Source organism: Cryobacterium sp. TMT4-31 (assembly GCF_004403385.1).
Taxonomy (GTDB): Bacteria; Actinomycetota; Actinomycetes; order Actinomycetales; family Microbacteriaceae; genus Cryobacterium; species Cryobacterium zongtaii.
In genome coordinates this window covers 18,930-35,451 of the sequence record NZ_SOGI01000032.1, presented here as the reverse complement: position 1 = coordinate 35,451, position 16,522 = coordinate 18,930, and the positions used below count along the sequence as shown (strand labels likewise).

At 69.4% G+C, this 16,522-nt stretch carries 16 protein-coding genes; 13 read left to right on the top strand and 3 right to left on the bottom strand.

The window, feature by feature from the left end; genetic code table 11:
* Positions 1 to 67: 67 nt before the first annotated feature.
* From E3T19_RS07520 to E3T19_RS07460, 12 genes are all read left to right on the top strand, one after another.
* Positions 68 to 688, top strand: coding sequence for a helix-turn-helix domain-containing protein (locus tag E3T19_RS07520; protein ID WP_134408506.1), 621 nt, complete (start codon positions 68 to 70; stop codon positions 686 to 688).
* Positions 689 to 866: 178 nt separating this feature from the next.
* A complete protein-coding gene (locus E3T19_RS07515; RefSeq protein ID WP_134408505.1) occupies positions 867 to 2,264 on the top strand; it encodes a DUF6421 family protein in 1,398 nt (465 codons plus the stop codon).
* Positions 2,257 to 3,003 (top strand): SDR family NAD(P)-dependent oxidoreductase, encoded by a 747-nt coding sequence (locus E3T19_RS07510; RefSeq protein ID WP_134408504.1) that lies wholly within the window; start codon positions 2,257 to 2,259, stop codon positions 3,001 to 3,003. The genes E3T19_RS07515 and E3T19_RS07510 overlap by 8 nt, the downstream gene beginning before the upstream one ends.
* 34 nt (positions 3,004 to 3,037) lie before the next feature.
* Positions 3,038 to 4,444 (top strand): sensor histidine kinase, encoded by a 1,407-nt coding sequence (locus tag E3T19_RS07505; RefSeq protein WP_088457555.1) that lies wholly within the window; start codon positions 3,038 to 3,040, stop codon positions 4,442 to 4,444.
* Positions 4,441 to 5,181, top strand: coding sequence for a response regulator transcription factor (locus E3T19_RS07500; protein ID WP_088457556.1), 741 nt, complete (start codon positions 4,441 to 4,443; stop codon positions 5,179 to 5,181). The genes E3T19_RS07505 and E3T19_RS07500 overlap by 4 nt, the downstream gene beginning before the upstream one ends.
* Before the next feature lie 147 nt (positions 5,182 to 5,328).
* A complete protein-coding gene (locus E3T19_RS07495) occupies positions 5,329 to 6,369 on the top strand; it encodes an LPXTG cell wall anchor domain-containing protein (RefSeq protein ID WP_134408503.1) in 1,041 nt (346 codons plus the stop codon).
* A 594-nt stretch (positions 6,370 to 6,963) separates the two neighbouring features.
* On the top strand, positions 6,964 to 7,470 hold the full coding sequence (locus E3T19_RS07485) for a universal stress protein (protein WP_134408501.1): 507 nt from the start codon (positions 6,964 to 6,966) through the stop codon (positions 7,468 to 7,470).
* Positions 7,471 to 7,576: 106 nt separating this feature from the next.
* Positions 7,577 to 8,461 (top strand): ABC transporter ATP-binding protein, encoded by an 885-nt coding sequence (locus E3T19_RS07480; protein ID WP_088457559.1) that lies wholly within the window; start codon positions 7,577 to 7,579, stop codon positions 8,459 to 8,461.
* Complete coding sequence (locus tag E3T19_RS07475; protein WP_134408500.1) at positions 8,458 to 9,627, top strand: ABC transporter permease; 1,170 nt, start codon at positions 8,458 to 8,460, stop codon at positions 9,625 to 9,627. Before E3T19_RS07480 ends, E3T19_RS07475 begins: the two co-directional genes overlap by 4 nt.
* A 125-nt stretch (positions 9,628 to 9,752) precedes the next feature.
* Positions 9,753 to 10,823, top strand: a complete 1,071-nt coding sequence (locus tag E3T19_RS07470) for a low specificity L-threonine aldolase (RefSeq protein ID WP_088457561.1) — start codon at positions 9,753 to 9,755, stop codon at positions 10,821 to 10,823.
* Complete coding sequence (locus E3T19_RS07465; protein ID WP_088457562.1) at positions 10,820 to 12,523, top strand: long-chain-fatty-acid--CoA ligase; 1,704 nt, start codon at positions 10,820 to 10,822, stop codon at positions 12,521 to 12,523. Before E3T19_RS07470 ends, E3T19_RS07465 begins: the two co-directional genes overlap by 4 nt.
* Before the next feature lie 122 nt (positions 12,524 to 12,645).
* Positions 12,646 to 13,221 carry a nitroreductase family protein gene (locus tag E3T19_RS07460; protein WP_088457563.1) on the top strand — a complete coding sequence of 192 codons (576 nt, stop codon included), beginning with the start codon at positions 12,646 to 12,648 and terminating at the stop codon, positions 13,219 to 13,221.
* Between the two features lie 306 nt (positions 13,222 to 13,527).
* On the opposite strand, the gene E3T19_RS07455 is transcribed toward E3T19_RS07460, so the two are convergent.
* Together E3T19_RS07455 and E3T19_RS07450 are read right to left on the bottom strand one after the other, a co-directional pair.
* Complete coding sequence (locus E3T19_RS07455) at positions 13,528 to 14,577, bottom strand: zinc-dependent alcohol dehydrogenase family protein (RefSeq protein ID WP_088457564.1); 1,050 nt, start codon at positions 14,575 to 14,577, stop codon at positions 13,528 to 13,530.
* A gap of 71 nt (positions 14,578 to 14,648) precedes the next feature.
* On the bottom strand, positions 14,649 to 15,146 hold the full coding sequence (locus tag E3T19_RS07450; protein WP_088457565.1) for a nitroreductase/quinone reductase family protein: 498 nt from the start codon (positions 15,144 to 15,146) through the stop codon (positions 14,649 to 14,651).
* Here E3T19_RS07450 and E3T19_RS07445 point away from each other — a divergent pair.
* Entirely contained in the window at positions 15,145 to 15,336 is a 192-nt protein-coding gene (locus E3T19_RS07445) for a hypothetical protein (RefSeq protein ID WP_134408499.1), read from the top strand. The genes E3T19_RS07450 and E3T19_RS07445 overlap by 2 nt on opposite strands.
* Before the next feature lie 87 nt (positions 15,337 to 15,423).
* On the opposite strand, the gene E3T19_RS07440 is transcribed toward E3T19_RS07445, so the two are convergent.
* The gene (locus E3T19_RS07440) at positions 15,424 to 16,422 is read right to left on the bottom strand and encodes a RimK family alpha-L-glutamate ligase (RefSeq protein WP_134408498.1); all 999 of its coding nucleotides are present in this window, start codon (positions 16,420 to 16,422) and stop codon (positions 15,424 to 15,426) included.
* Positions 16,423 to 16,522: the final 100 nt, after the last annotated feature.

Here is a 16,522-nt window from a genome sequence, read left to right as displayed (position 1 = left end):
GTGCGGCCGTCGCGAAATTCCTGAAACTATCGTTGCCAAAAGTGGGACACGCTGCTTAGCTGTCCGCATGAGCAGCACTCCCCGGATCAACGACGAGCTGAGTCAGATCGCACCGCGCCTGCGCCGCGCCCGCGAAAAGAAGAACGTCACGCTGGCCGAACTCGCCACCGCAACCGGGATCTCCAAGAGCACGCTCTCCAGGCTCGAGTCCGGGCAGAGGAAGCCCAATCTCGAGCTCCTGTTGCCCATCGTGGCCGCCCTGGCGGTGCCGTTCGAGGAGATCGTCAGCCCGCCCAGGGTGCAGGACCCGCGAGTACCGCAGAGGTCCACCCGGGCGGACGGCCGCACCCTCACGCCGCTCTCCCAGCACCAGGGCGAGCCCCAGGCCTTCAAGATCGTCATCCCCGCCACCGATCGGGAGCCCGCGCCCCGCACCCACACCGGGTACGAGTGGATCTACGTGCTCTCCGGTCGCCTTCGGCTGATCCTCGGCGAGCACGATGTGGTCCTGGGCACGGGTGAGGCGGCGGAGTTCGACACCCGCAATCCCCACTGGTTCGGCTCCACCGGCACCGATTCGGTGGAGATCCTCTCCATGTTCGGCAAGCAGGGCGAACGCATCCACCTGCGTGCCCGGTCGACATCGGCGACATCGGCGACATCGGCGACATCGGCGACATCGAGCTAACCGTTCGGTCGGTGCAATCACGCGCCAAACCGGGCCAAGACGGCGATTCGCTGCGGAGGCTCGCATGAAAACGCCGTCAACCCCCGGTTACGCTGGGGGCGGCGCACACCGGTGTATTCCAGTTGAGTGCGCCGCACGCACGTCGCGCCCGCGGCACTCACGAGGACGGGAGGTTCCCATGTCGAATTACATTGCAGACGCACTGGTCGGTGAGCCCGAGGTTCTCGAGGACACCCGCCCCTCCGCCACGGACCTGACCGGCTCGCCCGCCTGGCTGCGGCTCAAGACCGCCGCCGCCGCCCTGCAGACCGTGCAGGCCCAGGACGGTTCGATCCCCGAGGCCGGCGCCCACGCGGATGCGCAGGCGTCCGTCGCCGAGATCACCGGCGCGGTCACCGAGTTGGCGCCGCAGTTCCCGCACGATGCCGCCTACCTGGCCGCCGTTGTGGTCGACTTCGACCGCTGGGCGGCCGGCGGCTTCGGCGTGCCCGACTTCTACGACTCGCTGCTGGCCTTCCAGCCGCAGCAGCACCGGGAGGACGGCATTCGGCACCTGGTGGTGTTTCCGATGTACACCCAGAACGGCAGCCCCAACCGGCTCGTCGAGGCGGTGCTCATCGAGGTGCTCTGGCCGGAGTTCGTGGCCGAGCTCGAGACCGAGTACACCAACAAGCTGTTCGTGCCCATCCGCTTTCTCGACTTCACGGCCGGGTACGACACCAACTCGGCGGTGCTCTTCCCCGAGACCGTGGCGATGCGGCAGATCCCCACGTTCACCTGGGGGGCCATCTTCGCCGACCGGGAGGCCGCGAGGTTCCGCAGGGTGGTGCGCGCCGCGGCCGAGATCACCAGGCTGGAGCTGCCCGCCGAGGCCGAGGCGCTGCTCGACGACCAGCACCTCACCGAAGAGACCTTCGTGATGTGGGACCTCATCCACGACCGCACCCACATGCGCGGCGACCTGCCCTTCGACCCGTTCATGATCAAGCAGCGGATGCCGTTCTTCCTCTATTCACTCGAGGAACTGCGCTGCGATCTCACGGCGTTCCGCGAGTCGGTGAAGATCGAACGGGACGAGGCCGCCAGCCCCGAGGCCCGCCGGCACGCGAAGCTGGTGCAGTACGCGGTCATTTTCGACCGTATCTTCAGGTTCTCGATCACCGGCAGCCGGGTGCGCAACTATGACGGCCTCGGCGGCCAGCTGCTGTTCGCCTGGCTGCACCAGCACCACGTGCTGCACTGGACCGACACGGCGCTCTCCTTCGACTGGGAGGCGGTGCCCGATGTGGTCATCGCGCTCGGCGCCCAGATCGACGAGCTCTACTGGGCGTCGATCGACCGGCCGAAGAAGGCGCACTGGCTGGCCGCCTACGAGATGCTGACGAAGACGCTCACGCCCAACCCGGCGTCGGCGTGGGCTCGTGGGCTGCCGCTCGAGGTGCTCGCCGGCGCGCCGAAGGGGTACACCGACCTCGTCCTTGACGACGAGTTCCCGCTCTCGATGTTCTTCGAGGCGCTCGACAAGAAGATGAAACCCGTCATCGAGTCGACCAGGGGCATCACGGCGGATGCGTAGGCTCACGCTGGTCGACCCGTCCGGCGATCCCGGCCAGCCGGGGGCTGCCGGGCACACCGTGCTGATCGCCGGGGCCACCAGCACCGCCGGGGTGGCCGTCGCGGCCGCCCTGGCGGGTGCCGGGGCCCGGGTGCTGGCCGTGGGCTCCAACGAGGAACGGCTGGCGCGGGTGCTCGAGGTGGCGCCTCAAGCCTCCGTCTACGTCGCTGACCTGACCGATTTTGCGGCGGTGACCGCCCTCGCCGCCACCGTGCACACCGAACACGGACCCGTCGACGGGCTCGTGCACCTGGTGGGCGGCTGGCGTGGCGGCGGCGGGCTCGACGGTCAGACCGACGAGGACTGGGACTTTTTGCACCAACGCGTCGTGCAGACGCTGCGCAACACCACTCGCGCGTTCAACGCCGATCTGCTGGCCTCGTTCACCGGCCGGCTGGCGATCGTGTCGTCGGTGTCGGTGGATGCGCCCACCCCCGGCGGCGCCAACTACGCCAGCGCCAAGGCCGCCGCCGAGACCTGGACCCGGGCTGTGGGCCACGGCTTCGCCAAGGCCGGCGACACCGCCGCGGCCGTGGTCTTCGCCGTGCGCGCCCTCGACGGACTCGAGCCCCGGCTGGCCGCCGAGGTCGTGGCCCTCTGGGACTGGCCCGCCGCGTCCCTGAACAACACCCGCCGCATCCTCACCCCCGGACCGGCAGCCCCGGCCGGCGCAACCATCGAACCTCCCCCTGGGGGCTGATTCGCCCGCGACGCGTCGGCGCTAGCGTGGGGGCATGACTGCCGAAGCCCGCACCGAACCGGTCACCGACCTGCTGGCCGACCCGCTGGCCGACGGATGGCGGCGGCCGCGCGGCCCCCGCTCCGCGTACCGGGTGGATGCCTGGGTGGCGCTGGCGCTGGCCGGCGGCACCGCCCTGAGCATCTCGCTGAGCCTCGGCACCGGGCTCATGGGCGATGCGCCGTGGTGGCAGGTAGTGATCTGGGTGGCCCTCATCGCTCTGCCGCTGGCGGCCCGCCGCCGCTGGCCGGAGGCCGTGGCACTGCTCGTCTCCCTGGTCTTCGCCGTGTCCGCCAGCATGGGCATCACCGACGGCCTCTTCTCCAACATCTGCCTCTATGTGGCCATCTACTCGGTGGGCGCGTGGAGCCACCACCGCACGATCGCCCGGTGGACGCGGCTGGGCATCATCGCGGGCATGTTCATCTGGCTGTTCTGGAGCCTCTTGGAGACCGCCAACCAGGCCACCGTCATCCCCGAACTGTCCAGGGACGGGTTCTTCTCCCCCTATGCCGCCTACGGACTGCTGCAGGTGCTGCTCAACCTGGTCTACTTCTGGGCGGCATACTACTTCGGCGGCGCCGCCTGGCACGCGGCCCGGCGCTCGGCGGCGCTCGAGGGTCTCACCCGTGAGCTCGCCACCGAACGGGAGCGCACCGCGGCCCAGGCCGTCAGTCTCGAACGGGTGCGCATCGCCCGGGAGCTCCACGACGTGGTCGCCCACCACGTGTCGTTGATGGGCGTGCAGGCCGGCGCGGCCCGGCGCATCCTGGACCGCGACCCGGCCGCGGCCGTGCGCGCGATCACGGTTATCGAGGAGAGCGCCCGCACCGCTGTGGACGAACTGAACACCATGCTCGGCGCTCTGCGTGCCGATGACGCCGACGGTGCGCAGCCCGCCCACCAGAGCACCAGCACCCGCGGTGTCGACCAGCTCGCCGAACTCGCCCAGGAGAACACCGACGCCGGGTTGCCCGTGCGGCTCCAGGTGATCGGCGAGCCCCGCCCGGTACCCGGCACCATCGGTCTCAGCCTCTACCGAATCGCCCAGGAGGCCCTGACCAACACCCGCAAGCACGCCGGTTCCGGTGCGACGGCCGACCTGCGCCTGCGGTACGAGACGGATGCCGTGGAGCTGGAGGCGACCGACACCGGTCGCGGCGTGCGCGCCCCGGCCAACCCCGCCGCCGAGCGGAGCGCCCCCGGCGGTCTCGGCCAGCAGGGCATGCGCGAGCGCGTCGCGGCCGTCGGCGGCACCCTCGAGCTGGCGAACCGGCCGCGCGGCGGCTATCTGGTGCGCGCCCGCGTTCCGCTCACCGGTCCGGCTGTGGCCACCGAGCCGCCCCTCTCCGTGCCGCCCGCCGAAATGCGGGCGCCCCAGACCGTGGAGACCGTCGAATGAGCGTGCCGATCCGGGTGCTCCTCGTTGACGACCAGGCCCTGGTGCGGGCCGGATTCCGCATCATCCTCGAGTCCGAGCCGGGCATCGTGGTGGTCGGCGAGGCCGTGGACGGCGCCGCCGCGATTCGCCAGGCCGGCGCCTTGCGGCCCGACGTGGTCTGCATGGACGTGCAGATGCCGGGCATGGACGGGCTCACCGCCACCCGCGCGATCGTGGCAGACCCGACCAGCCGCGCCGCGGTACTCGTGCTCACCACCTTCGACAGGGAGGACTACCTGTTCGCCGCCCTGCAGCACGGCGCCAGCGGGTTCCTGCTCAAGAATGCCTCGCCGGAGTCCCTCGTCGAGGCGGTGCAGGTGCTCGCCCGCGGCGACGCCCTGCTCTCCCCCGAAATCACCCGTCGGGTGATCGCCCGCTTCGCCGGCGCCTTCTCCAACTCCTCGCTTGCCGCCGCACCGGATGTCGCGCTCGCGCAGGGCGCGCACCGGCCGGAGCCGAAGGCGGTGGGCATGCTAACCGACCGGGAGCGGGAGGTTTTCGAGCTGATCGCGCTGGGCCTGGCCAACGCCGAGATCGCCGCCCGGCTGTACCTGGGCGAGGCCACGGTGAAGACCCACGTCTCGAAGGTGCTGCAGAAACTGGATTTACGCGACCGTATCCAGGCCGTGGTTTACGCCTACGAACACGGCATCGTCGTGCCGGGGGCGGCGCAGCGGCAGAGCACCAACCCGCACTGACGCGCCTGACTCACCCCCAGTCCGGGGGCAAATCCTCGGCGTCGGGGCCCGGATTCGTTGCGCGCCCGTAGCGTATGAAGGCGGTCGAGCTTGCAGCTCCTGCCGCGCGATCCGCTTTCCAATCCTGAACTGAATGAGGCCCGAACCGTGACCACACGAACCACACAGAGTTGGACGAACCGCACGGCAGCGTTCGGCCTCGGCCTGGCCCTCATCGGGGGAATGACCCTGGTCGCCAGCCCCGCCCAGGCAGAAGAGATTCAGCCGGCTGCCGCAACGGCCTCACCCGTCCCCTCTGAAGAGGCCGTCGCCCCCGAGGTCGAGCCGACGCCCGCACCGTCCGACGAGGCCACGCCCTCCCCGTCGCCCTCCGACGTTCCGACGTCCTCTCCCACTCCAGCGCCCGCAGCTCCTGAGCTCCCCGCTCTTGCGGCCGGCACCGTCACGGTCTCCGGCGAACCGATCGTGGGAAACACCCTCACGGGCACCACGACCGGCTGGCCGGCAGGAACCACCTTCACGTACCAGTGGACCGTCGGTTTCGGTTACTACGGCGGTGAGGTCGAAGGCGCCACGTCGATCAGCTACACCCTGACTTCGGCCGAGGCCAACGGCTCGATGGGTCTGGCTGTCACTGGGTCGCTCGACGGCTTCACCTCAACGACTGTGCGCGAATTCATGGAGGCAACGGTGACCCAACCCCAGAAGCCGGCCGCGGTGGCGCCCGATTCTGCCGTGCTGAGCCAGTACCTGACAGCTGCGAATGTGACAGTTGAGCCGCAGACGTCGGCTGGACTGCCGGCAGGCGCGCTCAACCCGACAAACGCCTACACGGCGAACATCACGTGGATGGAAATGAGCGACTCTTACGTCGACGTCTACGTGTACTCACAGCCGACGCTGGTGGGCAGCTTTGCGGTTGTCGACGGTGCCGTGCAGATCCCGCTGAGCGCCGCGCTGCTGCGCTCCCTCCCTGCCGGTACACACACCCTGGTGATCACCGGACAGACCTCAGGTCTGACCCAGGCCGTGGCGCTGAACGTTGCCCCGTCTGCAGTTGCTACCGTGCGCACCGGCACCGCTCTTGCCGAGACCGGCGCCTCAGTGACCGGTCCGCTGACAGCCGCGGCGGTGCTCCTCATGCTCGGTGCCGTACTGGTCGTGCGTCGCCGTCGCGTGACCGCCTAACTAGCACAACCAGCGAAGGGGCGCGGCCAGTCGGCCGCGCCCCTGTGTCATGTCCTGCCGGTGCCCCTCCTCCACAGGCGGGCGTGGCTGAACACCTACCTCAAAGCCGAAGACGCTCAGGCGATCTGCGACCGGCTCAGCCACCTCGCCACCACTTCCGACACCGACACCGCGGCGCCCGGGGCCGACGCGGCCGGCACCGATGCGGCCGTCCCACCCCGCGCCCGCCGACATGCGCCGCTACCTCGACGCCCGCGACCAAACCTGCCAAGACCTACACCTCAGCCTCCGCCAACACCGACCCCACCCACACCGACCCCACCAGCTTCGACACCACCAGCTACGACAGCCGCCCGCCCGGCCCCAGCAACTCGGCGGCCACGCCAACGGCCTCGGCACCAGCGCCAATCCCGTATCAGGCGCTCGGCGTCCGGGACGGTTCCGCTTGATCCGCAGCCGGCGCCGGCGCCGGTTCGAACCCAGCCCGCGTCCGAGGACCCGCCGCCGTTCTGAGCCGGGTATCCCCGCTAGGGTCGAGGCAGAGCCCGGCACCGGGGGAACGGCGCCGGAGTCCTGCGTCGCGAAGGAGCAGCCATGGTGCGCACACACCCGCCCGTTGTCGTCGGTGTCACGGCGGGCCAGCCAGATGCCGTGCTCCTGGCCGCATCGGAATTCGCCGCCCAATTCGGTGCCGAGCTGATCTGCGCCTCGGTGGACCCGAGTCGCTTCATGCTCGAGGAGCTGCCAGACGGCAGCATGACGAGCGCCTCCTTCGACCCGGACTCGTTTGAGCAGGCGGCCGCCGAGTTCGACCCCGGCCTGCGCGCCCAGATCGAACGGGTGCTGGCCGGCCGCGGGGTCGGCTGGTCGACCCGGGCCCTCGCCGGCGAGCCCTCTAGGGCGCTCGGCCATCTCGCCGGCACCGTGCGGGCCATGATGATCGTCGTCGGGTCCCGCGAACCCACCGTGCGGCACACGCTCCGGTCCTTCTTCACCGGATCGGTGGCCGTGCGCCTCGCCCACGGCCAGCAACGTCCGGTCATCATCATCCCGCTCAACCCGATTCCCTTCGGCACCGAACTACCCTGGGACGAAGAGTAGGGCCGAGCGCCTCACCCTGTGGGCGGAGGCAGGCACTCACCCCGCAGGCGGATGCGGCCACGGCCCCGCATCCCTAGCGTTGACGGTACGCAACGAAAGGGCAGACATGCTCGAGATCAGGGACATCAACAAGCATTACGGCACCCACCAGGTGCTCACCGATGTGAGCTTCAGTGTGGGCGCTGGCCGCATGACCGGCTTCGTCGGCGCCAACGGTGCCGGCAAGACCACGTCGATGCGCATCATTCTGGGGGTGCTCTCGCCGGACTCCGGCAGCGTGCTGCTCGACGGCGTCGCGCTCACCGCCGGTGACCGGCGCCGGTTCGGCTACATGCCGGAGGAACGCGGCCTCTACCCCAAGATGAAGGTCGCCGAACAGCTGGTCTACCTGGCGCGGCTGCACGGCATGAGCACCAGCGCCGCCAAGCGCAACGCCAACGACCTGCTCGAGCGGCTCGGCCTCGGCGAGCGCGCCAACGATCTCGTCGAGGCCCTGTCGCTGGGCAACCAGCAGCGCGCCCAGATCGCCGCAGCGCTCGTGCACGACCCCGAGTTCCTGGTCCTCGACGAACCGTTCTCCGGCCTCGACCCCATCGCCGTCGAGGTGGTTCTCACGGTACTCAAGGAGCGTGCCGCCGCCGGCGCCCCCGTGCTGTTCTCCTCGCACCAGCTCGACCTCGTCGAACGGCTCTGCGACGACCTCGTGATCATCGCCGCCGGCGAAATCCGCGCCAACGGGTCCCGCGAACGCCTGCGCGAGCAGTTCAGCACCCCCAGGTTCGAAATCCACACGGATGCCGACGCCGGCTGGATCCGCGGGGTCGCCGGCATCACCGTGATCGACTTCGACGGCGGCGAAGCCGTCTTCGAAGCCGACTCCGACGCCGCCAGCCAGCAGGTCCTCCGCGAGGCCCTCACCCGCGGCGCCGTGCACTCCTTCGGCCACCTCCGGCCCTCCCTCTCCACCATCTTCAAGGAGGTCGTGCGATGAGCACCGACACCGAACCGGCCACTGGCACTGGCACTGGCACTGGCACCGGAACAGAACCCCGCCAGAGCGCCGCAGCCCGCACCACACCCCCCGCGCCCAATTTCTGGGCCAGCGTCTGGCTGGTCGCCACCCGCGAGATCGTCTCGCGCCTGCGCAGCAAGGCCTTCCTCATCTCCACCGGCATCCTGCTGCTGATCGCGGTCGGCTCCGTCGTCGCCGGCGGCATCATGAGCGCCAACCCGTCCACGACCTCGGTGGCCGTGGTCGGCTCGGCCGGATCCGTGGTCGGCGAGGCCGCCGGTCTCACCATGGTCTCCGCCGACGGCGTCGCAGAGGCGGAGGCCCTGGTGCGCGACGGCACCGTCGAAGCCGCCGTGGTGCCTGACGACTCCCTGCTCGGCGTCAGCGTGATCGCCCTGGATTCACCGCCGAGCGCGGTCATGAATGCGCTCAGCGTCGCCCCCGCCGTCGAACTGCTCGACCCGGCCGAGCAGGGCGGCTTCCTCGTCTACATCGTGGCGCTCGGCTTCGGCCTGGTGTTCTTCATGTCGGCGCTGACCTTCGGCTCCACCATCGCGCAGAGCGTGGTCGAAGAGAAGCAGACCCGGGTCGTCGAGATCCTGATGTCCGCTATCCCCGTGCGCGCCCTGCTGGCGGGCAAGGTGGTGGGCAACTCGATCATGGCGCTGGGTCAGATCGTGGCCATCGCCCTGCTCGTGGGCATCGGCATGGCGGTCACCGGCCAACGGGTGCTGCTGGCCGACCTGGGTCCGGCCATCGGCTGGTTCGCGGTGTTCTTCGCCTTCGGCTTCGTGATGATCGCCGCCCTGTTCGCGGCGACGGCGTCGATGGTGTCCCGCCAGGAAGACGTGGGCTCGACCACCGCACCGGTGACGTACCTCGTGATGATCCCCTATTTCCTGGTGATCTTCTTCAACGACAACCCGCTCGTGATGGCCATCATGTCCTACGTCCCGTTCTCCGCACCGGTCGGGATGCCCGTGCGCATCTTCCTGGGCTCGGCCGAGTGGTGGGAGCCGGTGCTGGCGCTGATCATCCTCGCCGTGACCACGGCCGGAGTGATCATCCTGGGCTCGCGCATCTACCGCAATTCGCTGCTGCGGATGGGCGGCCGCGTCACCATCAAGCAGGCCCTGCGCGGCTGATCGGCGCGAAAGCGCGAATCCGGGCCTGACCCGGGGTGTTGACACGTTGTGCAGGCACACAATCCGTGCGACACCCCGGAGCAGACGCACAGATTCGCCACCCAGGTTTACGCCAAGATGGAGGGGTGACCTCCCTCCATGACCTGCTCTCCCGCGGTTTCGCGTCCGACAACTATTCGGGCATCCACCCGGAGATTCTCGACGCCATCGTGCGGGCCAACGGCGCCCATCAGATCGCCTACGGCGACGACGTCTACACGGCCGAACTGCAGCGCGTTTTCGCGCGGCACTTCGGTGACGGCGTCGAGGCGTTCCCGGTGTTCAACGGCACCGGCGCCAACGTCACCGGGCTGCAGTCGATGCTGCCGCGCTGGGGAGCGGTGATCTGCGCGAGCACCGCTCACATCAACACCGACGAGGGCGGTGCTCCCGAGCGGGTCGGCGGCCTCAAGCTGCTGCCGATCGAGACGCCGGACGGCAAGCTCACTCCCGCCCTGATCGACCAGGAGGCCTGGGGCTGGGGCGACGAGCACCGCGCCCAGCCGCTCGTGGTGTCGATCACCCAGACCACCGAGCTCGGCACCCTGTACACGCCCGCAGAGGTGCGCGCCATCGCCGACCACGCGCACGCCAATGGCATGCTGCTGCACATGGACGGCGCCCGCATCTCCAACGCCGCGGCCGCCCTCGGGGTGCCGTTCCGGGAGTTCACCAGCGACGCCGGTGTCGACGTGCTCAGCTTCGGCGGCACCAAGAACGGCATGATGCTCGGCGAGTGCATTGTGGTGCTCAACCCCACCTCATCCACCGGGCTCAAGTACCTGCGGAAGCTCAACATGCAGCTGTCCTCGAAGATGCGCTTCATCTCGGCCCAGCTGATCGCCCTGCTCGACGGCGACCTGTGGCTGCGGAACGCCGACCACGCCAACGCCATGGCCGCACGCCTGCGCGGCGCGCTCGAAGAGGGCCTGGCGAATGGCTCGGTGACCGGACTCTCGTTCAGCCAGCCCACCCAGGCCAACGCGATCTTCGCCGTGCTGCCCGCCGGCGTGGCCGACAAGGTGCGCGAGTTCTACAGGTTCTACGACTGGAACCCGGCCACCGGCGAGGTGCGCTGGATGTGCGGCTTCGACACCACCCCCGACGACGTCGACGATTTTGTCGCCGCCCTGAAGAAGGAACTGATCAGCGCATGAACGTCTTCACGAACAAGCCCTGGTTGAGCTCATACGCCGCGGGCGTGCCCAACACGATCACTGATCCCACCGAGACCCTCATCGACATGATCGAGGGCTCCACCCGCCGGTTCGCCGACAAGGTGGCGCTGGACTTCTTCGGCGGCACCATGACCTACGGGCAGCTGGGCGATGAGATCTCTCGCGTGGCCAACGGCCTGCGCCGGCTCGGCGTCAAGCCCGGCGACAGGGTGGCCCTGGTGCTGCCGAACTGCCCGCAGCATATCGTCGCGTTCTACGCCGTGCTGCGGCTCGGCGCGATCGTGGTGGAGCACAACCCGCTCTACACCGAACGTGAGCTGCGCCACCAGTTCGAGGACCACGGCGCCAGCGTCGCCATCGTCTGGGACAAGGTTTACACCACGGTGCGCGGCTTCCCCCGCGACATGGGTCTGCACACCGTCGTGGCCGTCGACGTCACCAAGTCGATGCCGCTGACCACCCGGCTGGCCCTGCGCCTGCCGATCCCCAAGTCCCGCACCGCCCGCGCCGCCCTCACCGTGGCCCAGCCGCTCAAGGACGCCATCGAGTGGAGCGCCCTGGTGGGTTCCCGCCGGCTGCGCACCGCGCATCCGCGCCCGCTGCTCGGCGACACCGCCGTGCTGCAGTACACCAGCGGCACCACCGGCTCGCCCAAGGGCGCCATCCTCACCCACTTCAACCTGCAGGCCAACGCCCAGCAGAGCGAAGCCTGGGTGCCCGGGCTCGAGCGCGGCAACGAGGTCTTCTACGGCGTCCTGCCGATGTTCCACGCCTACGGCCTCACCCTCTGCCTCACCGTCGCGATGTCGATCGGCGCCCGGCTGGTGCTGTTCCCCAAGTTCGACGTGGGCCTGGTGCTCAACGCGGTCAAACGCACCCCACCCACCTTCCTGCCCGCGGTGCCCCCGATCTACGAGAAGCTCGTGACGGCCGCCAACGCGCAGAAGGTCAGCCTTCGCGGCACCAAGTACGCCATTTCCGGGGCGATGAGCCTGCCCCAGTCCACTGTCCAGCTGTGGGAGGAGGCCACCGGCGGCGTACTCGTCGAGGGGTACGGCATGACCGAGTGTTCGCCGATCGCGGTGGGCAACCCGATGGGCGAGAGCCGGCGCAACGGCACCGTGGGCGTCCCGTTCCCGAGCACCGAGATCCGGGTCGTCGACCCCGCGAACCCCGCGGTCGACCGCGGCTTCGACGAAGAAGGCGAGCTGCTCATCCGTGGCCCGCAGGTGTTCTCCGGTTACTGGGACCGCCCCACCGAAACCGCCCAGACCCTGCTGGCGGATGGCTGGTTGCGCACCGGTGACATCGTCACGGTGTCGCCGGACGGCTTCGTCACCATCGTGGACCGCATCAAGGAACTGATCATCACCGGCGGCTTCAACGTTTCGCCCTCCGAGGTGGAGGCCGCCCTGCTCTCGCACCCCGACATCGCCGACGCCGCTGTGGTCGGCCTCAAGAGCGAGCACGGCGGCGAGGATGTCGTGGCCGCCGTGGTGCTGATCGCCGGCGCCACCCTCGACGTGGCCGGTTTGCGGGAGTACTGCCGCACCCGCATCTCTGCCTACAAGGTGCCCCGCCGTATCGTCGAGGTCGACGACCTACCCCGGTCGCTGATCGGCAAGGTGCTGCGCCGCAAGGTGCGCGACAACCTCGAAGCGGCGGAGCACACCGCCTGACCGACGGCATCCGGTCAAATATGCGGGCGCATGGAATAACCGCGCCCGCACCGCGTTGACCAGATTGGGACGATGATGCCCCGCACCAATCGACAGACACGCACCAGAGAAAGCCGGGCATCATGACCCTCATCACCGACACCCACAGCCGCGCCGCCGATACGACGGCACCGATCCTCCCCGCGATGGCCGAGCGCTGGAGCCCGCGGGGATTCGACCCGACCGCCGTCATCGACGAGGACACCCTCACCACGGTGCTCGAGGCCGCCCGCTGGGCGCCATCCGGCAACAACAACCAGCCGGCCCGGTTCATCGTCGCCCGCCGCGGTTCCGAGAGCTTCGCCAAGATCCACGCGAACCTGATGGGCTTCAACCAGGCCTGGGCCGACAAGGCGTCGGTGCTGATCCTCAACATCGCCGAGGGTGACAACCCCTGGGCGCAGTACGACCTCGGCCAGGCCGTGGCTCACCTCACCATCCAGGCCCAGCACGAGGGACTGTTCAGCCACCAGCTGGGCGGTATCGACCGCAAGGCGCTGGCCAGTGCGTTCCGTCTCAAGGAGAACCAGGACGCCGTCACCGTGACCGTGCTGGGTGTGCTCGGCGACGCCGAGGCGCTCAGCCCCGAACTGCTCGAACGAGAGATCGCGCCGCGCACCCGCAAGCCGCTGACCGAGATCCTGCTGGTCAACGACTAACAGCCGCCGTTTCGGGCGGCGCACCATCCGCCGAATTGCCGCAGAGTTCCCCTCGAGTCCGCCGAAGGGGTCTGCCGCAACTCGCGGGCCTCGACGCCGCACAACGGGGGATGTGAGTTGCCACTTGGAGCCCCCTCAGGGCCTCCGAAGGGGCGCCAACTGCCATCTCACCCGACTGCGCCGCATCGACCTGCCAGTTGAGGCCCTCAACCGGGCCGCCAAGAGGCCGCAAGTGGCAAGTCGGGCAATACACGAACGCCCCCCTCGCATAAGCGAGGGGGGCGTTCGTCATGTGAGGGGTGCGGACTACGGGCGCAGCAGCACCTTGATGGCGCGGCGCTCGTCCATGGCGGCGTAGGCCAGCGCCACTTCGGACAACGGCAGCTGCAGGTCGAAGACCCGCCCCGGGTTGATCGCTCCGCTGAGCACCTCGGGCAACAGTTCCTCAACGTATCCGCGCACGGATGCGACGCCGCCGTTCACGCCCACGTTGCGGCCGAAGAGGGCCTTGATCGGCAGCTCGGCGCCGCCGTTGGGCACGCCGACGTAGCCGACCATGCCGCCGGGCCGGGTCGAGCGGATCGCCTGGTCCATCGACTCCTCGGTGCCAACGCACTCGAGCACGCAGTCGGCGCCGACACCGTCGAACATCTCCAGGATGCTCTCGACACCCGCGTCGCCCCGCTCCTCGACGATGTCGGTGGCACCGAATTCGCGGGCGACGGCCTGCCGGTCGGCGTGCCGGGACATGGCCACGATGCGGGACGCGCCCAGGCGCTTGGCGGCGATGATCGCGCAGAGGCCCACGGCCCCATCGCCGACCACGACGACGGTGCTGCCGACGGTGACGCCGGCCGAGACGGCAGCGTGGTGGCCGGTGCCCATCACATCGGCGAGGGTGAGCAGGCCAGGGACCTGGTCATCCGTGGGCTGCACGGGGGTGGCGACGAGCGAACCGTCGGCGTGCGGAACCCGCACCCGTTCGCCCTGGGCGCCGTCGGCGAAGCCGCCGAGCTGGTCGTCCGAGCCCCACCAGCCGCCGTTGAGGCAGGAGGTGCTGACGCCGTTCCGGCAATTGACGCAGGTGTTGTCGCAGTCGTAGAACGGGGCGATGACGAAGTCACCGACCGTGATGGTGGTGACGTCAGGACCGATCTCGTCGACGATGCCGACGAACTCGTGGCCGATCCGGTGCGGCTCGTCGGTGGGGGTCACGCCGCGGTACGGCCAGAGGTCTGACCCGCAGACGCAGGCCGCCACCACCCGCACGATGGCGTCACCGCCGGTGGACAGGACTGGGTTGGGAACTTCATCGAGTCGGACATCCCGCTCGCCGTAAATAACTGTTGCACGCATCCGAAAAGCCTAACCCTCAGCCCGCGAACCGTGAGATTTGCCCCAGGAACCGCCAGATTCCGGTGCTTGACTCACGGTTCGAGGGAGGCGGGAACAGGTTCGAGGACCACAACGGCAGTTTCGGTCGGGCGGCGGCGGGCCAGACCGTCGAGGTCCTTGTCCACCGTCCGCCAGCGGTCCCACAGCCGGGAGCGTTCCCCTCCGGTCGCGGCGTGCGCGACGACGTGGCGGGTCTCATCGGCGAGCTGGACCTCGCAGCGCGGCCGCGCCTGCAGGTTCAGCCACCACGCGGGTTCGGCTTCGCCCCAGCCGTTCATCGCCAGGGTCACCAGGTTCGGGCCGTCCTCCAGATAGCCCACGATCACGGACCGTTCCTGGCCGCTGCGGCGCCCGGTCGTGGTCAATCGCAGCGCACCCCACCGCTGGGGCCGCGCACGCCACAGACCACGACGACCACCGGTCACCCGGAACAGTGCCCTGTGAACCTTCCAGGCCAGCACGACGAACCAGCGCGGCGGCAGCCACGGGGTCCGCTCGCCGGTCTCGCTGCCGCGGCCGGGGGGCGTCATGGCGATCGCTTCCTCTCGCTCGGTCAGAACGGATCCGTTCAGCGCGACTGTACAACCGTTCCCCTCCCTCGAGGCCTTCGCCGCCACAGCGGCACTCCAGCCGCACGAGCTCGTGCGCCTGGGCAGCGAGGCCTTCTGCTCACCACGCCCCCGGGCCAAGCGCGGCTTCGGCCGCCGAGTCGACTACTGACCCGCGAGCCAGCCCGCGGCACGATTCAGACACGACACACACGCATGTCACTGCGTCTCGACAGGCTCGACCGACGACGGGGGCAGGTTAGGGCTTGCCGCCGACCTGCGGGTAGGACGCGGCGAGCACCCCGGCCAGGTAGGCCACGATCGCGCCGGGGCCGCTGTTCGGCGCTACAGCCTCGATCTCTGCGTTGTAGTTGGTGTTGGTGTTCACGTCGTAGGTCACCACCCGGCCGTCGACGGTTTCGATGAACTCGATCCCGGCGATCTCGATGCCCTCTGTGCGCAGGAAGTCCCGGTACCGGTCGATGATCGGGTGCTCGAACCCCTCCCGCAGGGCGAAGATCTGCTGCCCGGCCTCCGGCATGATGGTTGCCCCGGGCGGCAGAAGCAGTGCACCGGTGGTCGGGTCGATGGCGCAGGCATCCGCGGGGCAGAGCTGGTAGCCGCCGCGGGCGGTGTCGGCGGTGATCGCGTAGATGAACTCGTCGCCCACGATCTCGACCCGGGTGACCTCGGCGTGCGCTGACACCACGAACTCCTGCAGCAGCGAGATGCCGTCCTCGGGTTCCGCGTACTCGCCGGCCGCAATCGCCGCCGCCAATTCGGCGGCGCTGTCGAACTTCTGCACGCCCAGGCCCTTGCCGCCCTGGTTGTGCTTGGTGATGAACGGGGTCGGAAAGTCCCGCGCCGCCTCCACCAGGAGGTGCGTGCCGACGACCACGCGGGTGCGCGGCACGTCGAAGCCCTGCGCGCGCAGCCGGGTGAGCTGATCGACCTTGCTCACCTCGAGTTCGATGGTGCGGCGGCCGTTCACGGTGCGGGCGCCGTACGCCTCCAGCCAGTTCAACACGCTGCGGGTGTAGTCCTTCGACAGGCCGTGCCCGCGGGTGTGCGCCGACGCGCTGATCCGCGACCAGAAGATGCCGGCCGGCGGCGCCTCGTCGAGGTCGAGCACACCGTCGACGAGCAGCCATTCCCGGTACGGCACCCCGGCCGCCTCGAACGCGGCCTGGAACGGTCCGAACCAGTCCGGGTTCTCGTGCAGCACGTGGACGACGGGGGTGTCGGGAAGAAGGCTCATGAGACGAGCCTTCCACGTCACGACATTCCCCGCACGCTGACACATGGCGTAAAGGTCACTCCACCCTCCCCGCCCGGTTACTAGGGTCAGAAAACGGCCC